Consider the following 6,092-nt stretch of genomic DNA (forward strand, 5'->3'; position numbering starts at 1 on the left):
AATTGTATAACTATTTGACTCTCACCCGCATAGCGGGTGGTTTTTTATTTCGCTCGGCTCATATTTCCGTTGGGAAATACTCGCTCGAGCTCAACAGGCTAAAGCCCATAACGAGATAAAACACGCTGCGCGAGTTTTATCTCGCTATCGCGACGCTCGCCGCACACGAATACTTCGCATTCGGCCGCGGTTCACTGTTCGCGTAAACGAGATAAAACACGCTGCGCGAGTTTTATCTTGCTATCGCGACGCTCGCCGCACACGAATACTTCGCATTCGGCTGCGGCTCACTGTTCGCGTAAAAAGACTGCGGATTGCAAGTGCCCAGCACTTGCAATCCGCAGCTCTTATCGTTTTCATATCTCTGAGAGAAGCATTGTTGCCTGATTATTGATTATTATAAAACGCACACATTATTGATTTTCCTGAAGCGCGCGCATAAAGGACGGAATCAGCTGTTTTTTCCTGGAAATGACTCCGGGAAGCACACAACTTTCCTCCTGGATTTCCTTGCCCGGAAACGCCTCGGCAATAAGCTCTCTTGCTCCGTCACCGAAATACAGAAGTTCCGTACATTCATCAATGATATTGGTCAGCATAAAGAATACCATCTCGATCTCATGCTTTCCACATTCCTGCTGCATGTGCGGATACAGCTTGTTTTTGATAAATTCAAGTTCCTCCCTGGACATCGAACTGATCTGGCCGACACCGAAGGTTTTGTTCTCAATATTGAATTTCTTGAAGTCCTGATAAAAAATCTCCTCCGCTGTCTTATCCTCGAGGTTGCTGCCTGCGCGGAACATATCAGACGCGTACTGCTCAATGTCGCTGATACCGGCAATTCTGGCAAGATCCATTGCAACATTTTTGTCCAGCGGCGTACAGGTCGGAGATCGAAACAGCAGCGTGTCCGAAATGATCGCCGACATCAGAAGGCCCGCAATCTTGGCCGGAATCTCGAGGTTCTTCTCCCGATAGATTTTATACATGATTGTGGCTGTGCACCCGACGGGCTCCATACGGAAAAGAATCGGGGACATCGTCTCCAGCGAACCAAGGCGGTGATGATCAATAATCTCCAGAATATCCGCCTCATCAACATTCAGAACCGCCTGCGATTTTTCATTGTGGTCTACCAGAATGAGTTTCTTACCCGTTCTTCCAATCAGGTTTCTTCTCGATATCGTACCGACATATTTTTCCTTCGCGTCGAGGATCGGATAGTCGCGGTGGCGGCTATTCTTCATGACTTCCTGAATATCATCGATTTTATCTGCCATATGGAACAGAATCAGATTTTCGCGCATCATCAGATGCTTGATCGGAATTGCCTGATTGATCAGCCTCGCAATCGTGTATGTATCATGGGGACTGCTGATAATCACACACCCGGATTCCTCCGCAAGTTTCAGGATTGATTTACCTACGGGTGCCCCGAGTCCCACCACAATGCAGCTTGCTCCGAGGTCAAGGCAGCACAGCTGATCCTCCGCGCGATTTCCGACGATGACCAGATCATTCTCATGAATGTAATTTCCCATCATATCCGGATGAAACGCTCCGATTACGACCTGACCCTTGTTAAAATATCCGTTTCCATCGCCCACAAGAATTGATCCGTCAAGTGTCTCGGCGATCGAGCTGTATCGGGTATTCGCCTGTGCCAGAACAGTGCTGTCGTACACATCCATATAGGATTTTGCGATATCCGTTACCGTGATAAGGCCCTCAAGATCCTTTTTCTTCGTGGTGATCGGAAGTGTAACGATACCTTGTTCCTTCATGGATGCCCATGCCTTCTTGACCGAAATATCTCCGGACACTCCGGGAACCTTATGAATCTCTATTTCTTCTACCTGTGTGCCTGCATCGGGCAGATAACCGGGCAGTTCAACACCAAAATGCCGAAGTACAAATTCCGTTTCCTCATTGATCTGACCCGCACGCATCGCGTAATATGTGTTGCTGTCATCCGAACGGTTTTTGATGTCTGCATATGCAATAGCAGAACAGATGGAATCCGTATCGGGATTTCTGTGCCCTACAATATACACTTCATTCTTTTTTGTCATAATATGCTGCCTCTTGTCTCTTTTCGAAAAGTTCATATCTGATCTATATCTATACCTGATCTATTCCGATATCTGATCCGCACGGGAAACGTTCTGATTTATCTTCTGGGTGTTCCCGTCTCTGCAAACGGCCATTCGTCGTACTGCAATCAAGCAATATCATGCGACATATCTTCCAAATAACTATACCATTGATTCAATTTACGGTAAAGTTTTAACTTTCAGCAAGTGCAATTCTATGTTATACTGGAAAAAGGATTTGCATGAATTCGTAGATTTTTTCAGAATCTGACGGCAGTAAATTCTACAATAATTCAATAATAATTTAAATATGAGGTGATTGTATTATGGCAGATGAGAACATGACCATGGAAGATTTTTCCAAAGCAGTCGATGATTCCTTCACATCTTTTAAAGATGAGGGAGAAGCGAACTGGGAAAAATTAAAAGAGTATCAGACAGAGAAAACTCCCCTTACCGTCACGGTCGACGGCGTAGTCAATAAAGGTGTTATCTCAAATGTTGAAGGTGTCCGCGGATTTATTCCAGCATCACGCCTTGCACTCGGACATGTAGATGATCTGAATGCTTATCTGGGCAAGGAAATTCAGGTCATTGTCCGCGAAATCGATGAACAGAAGGGACGTCTGATCCTTTCAGCCGTTGAGCCGCTTCGCGCAAAACAGAACGAGGAAAGAAAGGCACGTATCAACGCAATTGAGGTTGGAACCGTGCTGGATGGAAAGGTTGAGAATATTCAGTCCTATGGCGCATTCATCGATCTCGGAGATGGTCTCTCCGGTCTCGTCCATATTTCACAGATCTCCCGCAAGAGAATCAAATCTGTAGAGGATGTTCTTCAGCCAGGTCAGGAAGTAAAGGTTAAGGTTATCGCTGTTAAGGACGGTAAGCTCAGTCTCTCCATGAAGGCACTGGAGGAAGGCGGAGATGAGAAGGATGACAGCAGAGAAGCTGCGCCGAAGGATTACAAACTTCCGAAGTCCGAGAATATTTCTACAAATCTTGGATCTCTTCTGAAGGGAATCAAACTGAACTGATATCGGATTCTTCCGGCAGTTCCGGCAGACATGACCGCTTTGTAGCGGATGTGCTGCCCGAAGTGTGCCGGGAGCCCCGGTCTTAATGGTCTTTTCATCTGAATGTACTCCATCAAAAAACAGCCACAATATGTGGCTGTTTTTTGATGTGGATGTTTTTTTGATGGAGCTGTTTTTGATGTGTGTGGATTCTCATGTGACAGGAAATTCATAAATTAAATTAAATTTATCTTGCCGACCGGGAAATCCTCTACCAGTTCTTCCTTTTCCACTTTTGAGAGCTGCTTCAATTCCACCTCTCTGCGCATGGCTTCCGTCCTGGTCTCAAAGGTTTCATAATACACCAGCTCCACAGGGAGGTGACTGTGCGTATATCTTCCGCCCTTTCCCGCCTTATGTGTTTTTACCCGTTTCTTCAAATCATTCGTCCACCCGGTATACAGTGACCCATCCGCACACCGAAGCATGTATGTAAAACATGATTTATCAACATTATCCATATGTTATCCACAAATTTGTCCACTTATCAACAATTTATCATTAAAACTGCCCGCTCACGGCGACTTTATGCAGGAAGCTGGCTGTACACCGTAACAGCATCTGTAATATGAGGTGTTGCGTTCGCATCTCCCGCAGCCCCGGCAGTAACCAATATATATTCTACCCCGTTTACATCCTTCGCAAGGCTCGCAAGACAATGACCGGCTTCGTCTGTATAACCGGTCTTTCCTCCGATAATTGTTGTCCCGTTGTCCAGTGTAGACGAAGGAAGATTGATAAAGGTCGTACTGCTCAGCGCGATTCCCGCGCTATGAACGGATGTCGCCTTTGTCGTGTAGATATGTGTAGAAAAAATAGTCTTGAAGGTATCATTCTTTATCGCATATTCCAGTAACTTCGCCATATCCTGGCAGGTGGAGTAATGATTTTCATCCTGAAGACCGGTTGCATTCGCAAAATTCGTTGCCGTCATACCAATCTCCTGTGCCTTCTGGTTCATCAACGTAACAAAGTCAGCCTCTGACCCTGCTACATAATTGCAGACCGCATAACATGCATCTGCTCCCGACGGAAGCATGATTCCATACAGAATGTCCAGAAGCGGTACGGTCTCTCCGGCCTCAAACCCCGCCGTCGCAGCACCCTGCGCATATGCGGTATTAAATTCGGTCCCGTCAAAGGTATAAGTGGCACTCAGATCATCAATATTTTCGATAGCAACAAGTACGGTCATTATCTTGGTCATTGATGCCGGGTAGATCCTTGCCGTGCTGTTCTGATCGATCACAGGTGCGTTATCCTCTACACGAATCATATAAGCATCCGGACTGGAAAGAGCGCTTGTATCGATAGAAGGAACCGGCCCAAGATCCTTTGTCGAATTGTCGGCTGAAGAATCCGAAGAAACAGAGCTGACATCTTCAACGGAAGAACTGGTTTCCGTTTTCTCTCCGACATATGTCATTGACAGACTCGCTACCGCTTCACTGTCAATCTGGTTCTTCTCCGCATCAATTCTTCCCTTCAGCAAAACCACAAGAATCAGTACAATGATGATTGCCAGAATGATCACGATTGACGAAATGATCATCAGGATCTTTCGTTTCAACGCCCTCTCTCTTGCCTTACGGGCTTTCCTGTCTTCTTTGTACTCATCCTGATCTCTCTCTTCCGGTCTCATAAATCTCCTCTTATTTATCTATCCTCTTCTATCTGTTTCGTCATTTGATTTATACAGTATGCCACCGCTCCATGCTCATACCATACATCAAGCCAAACACTGTATAAGTCCCCGCGTCACTTCGCTGCTTCGCAGCTTTCGTGCCGCTAACAGGTATGACCATTCTCGCGTTGCTTCGCACCGCTCCATGCTCATACCTGTTGTCGTCGCTAATGTTCTTGTCCACAGGTGAGCTAGCTCCCCATGGACCAAGAACATTGCGACTGGACTTATACAGTATATCCTGTGCGTTATTAAAAATCAACCAAAGGAAGCATCAGCGGATCCCGCTTACATAAAACAAAAACGCATCCAGTCTCCCTCATGCGATCCGCACGAGAATCCTGTCTGCGTTTTCGAATAACTCCATTTCTTGTCTCTTATGAGTTGCGATTATTAGAAGTCTATGAAGCATCGGGGACTCGAACCCCGGACAACTTGATTAAAAGTCAAGTGCTCTACCACCTGAGCTAATGCTCCGAAAAAAAAGTGCCTAGTTCCGGAATCGAACCAGAGACACGAGGATTTTCAGTCCTCTGCTCTACCAACTGAGCTAACTAGGCACAAATTGCGGGAGAAGGATTTGAACCTCCGACCTTCGGGTTATGAGCCCGACGAGCTTCCTGACTGCTCCATCCCGCGATAATATGAAATTGATTGGCTGAAAAAAACAACCGAAGCCGATGATCGGACTCGAACCGATAACCTGCTGATTACAAATCAGCTGCTCTGCCAATTGAGCCACATCGGCCTGTTCTTCTGGCTTCTGAATCTTCAGTATGTATTAACTGAACTGGGTGGTGGTGGATTCGAACCACCGAAGCAATCTGCAGCAGATTTACAGTCTGTCCCCTTTGGCCACTCGGGAAACCACCCATATTTTTTATAACTGGGGCGTACAGGGCTCGAACCTGTGACCCTCTGCTTGTAAGGCAGATGCTCTCCCAGCTGAGCTAACACCCCATATTATAAAAGCGACCCGGATCGGGATCGAACCGACGACCTCCGCCGTGACAGGGCGGCGCTCTAACCAGCTGAGCCACCGGGCCACAAAGATATGATAACACATACCTTCAAAACTGAACACACAAATTTTTCTTTTTTAAATCCAAATTCAACTTATGCTATAGGTCAAACCCTCGACCGATTAGTAACAGTCAGCTCCATGCCTTACGGCACTTCCACCTCTGCCCTATCAACCTTATCGTCTTTAAGGGGTCTTACTTCTTTCGAATGGGA

The 6,092-nt window shown here is 46.3% G+C and carries 5 protein-coding genes, 7 tRNA genes and 1 rRNA gene; 1 reads left to right on the forward strand and 12 read right to left on the reverse strand.

Features of this window, described 5'->3' with window-relative positions; translation table 11 throughout:
• Window positions 1-413: 413 nt before the first annotated feature.
• The gene (locus tag ACTQ3A_RS13660; RefSeq protein WP_441101320.1) at window positions 414-2,075 is read right to left on the reverse strand and encodes a putative manganese-dependent inorganic diphosphatase; all 1,662 of its coding nucleotides are present in this window, start codon (window positions 2,073-2,075) and stop codon (window positions 414-416) included.
• Between the two features lie 347 nt (window positions 2,076-2,422).
• Between ACTQ3A_RS13660 and ACTQ3A_RS13665 the strand changes: the two genes are divergently transcribed.
• Window positions 2,423-3,133 (forward strand): S1 RNA-binding domain-containing protein, encoded by a 711-nt coding sequence (locus tag ACTQ3A_RS13665; RefSeq protein WP_441101321.1) that lies wholly within the window; start codon window positions 2,423-2,425, stop codon window positions 3,131-3,133.
• A 215-nt stretch (window positions 3,134-3,348) separates the two neighbouring features.
• On the opposite strand, the gene ACTQ3A_RS13670 is transcribed toward ACTQ3A_RS13665, so the two are convergent.
• The 11 genes from ACTQ3A_RS13670 to ACTQ3A_RS13720 all read right to left on the reverse strand — a co-directional run.
• Window positions 3,349-3,633 carry a GIY-YIG nuclease family protein gene (locus ACTQ3A_RS13670; protein WP_441101322.1) on the reverse strand — a complete coding sequence of 95 codons (285 nt, stop codon included), beginning with the start codon at window positions 3,631-3,633 and terminating at the stop codon, window positions 3,349-3,351.
• A 65-nt stretch (window positions 3,634-3,698) separates the two neighbouring features.
• Complete coding sequence (locus tag ACTQ3A_RS13675; protein ID WP_441101323.1) at window positions 3,699-4,814, reverse strand: D-alanyl-D-alanine carboxypeptidase family protein; 1,116 nt, start codon at window positions 4,812-4,814, stop codon at window positions 3,699-3,701.
• 49 nt (window positions 4,815-4,863) lie between these two features.
• Window positions 4,864-5,040: a hypothetical protein gene (locus tag ACTQ3A_RS13680; RefSeq protein ID WP_441495177.1), complete on the reverse strand. Its 177-nt coding sequence runs from the start codon at window positions 5,038-5,040 to the stop codon at window positions 4,864-4,866.
• A gap of 220 nt (window positions 5,041-5,260) precedes the next feature.
• Window positions 5,261-5,333 (reverse strand) — tRNA-Lys (locus tag ACTQ3A_RS13685).
• A gap of 10 nt (window positions 5,334-5,343) precedes the next feature.
• A tRNA-Phe gene (locus ACTQ3A_RS13690) sits at window positions 5,344-5,416 on the reverse strand.
• A gap of 5 nt (window positions 5,417-5,421) precedes the next feature.
• Window positions 5,422-5,495, reverse strand: a tRNA-Met gene (locus ACTQ3A_RS13695).
• A 36-nt stretch (window positions 5,496-5,531) separates the two neighbouring features.
• Window positions 5,532-5,604: transfer RNA gene (locus ACTQ3A_RS13700), tRNA-Thr, on the reverse strand.
• Between the two features lie 43 nt (window positions 5,605-5,647).
• Window positions 5,648-5,729, reverse strand: a tRNA-Tyr gene (locus ACTQ3A_RS13705).
• Window positions 5,730-5,743: 14 nt separating this feature from the next.
• Window positions 5,744-5,816 (reverse strand) — tRNA-Val (locus tag ACTQ3A_RS13710).
• A gap of 12 nt (window positions 5,817-5,828) precedes the next feature.
• A tRNA-Asp gene (locus ACTQ3A_RS13715) sits at window positions 5,829-5,902 on the reverse strand.
• Between the two features lie 78 nt (window positions 5,903-5,980).
• Window positions 5,981-6,092, reverse strand: a 23S ribosomal RNA gene (locus ACTQ3A_RS13720); the annotation flags it as partial.

This window comes from Bilifractor sp. LCP21S3_F8, assembly GCF_052117805.1.
Classification (GTDB): domain Bacteria; phylum Bacillota; class Clostridia; order Lachnospirales; family Lachnospiraceae; genus Bilifractor.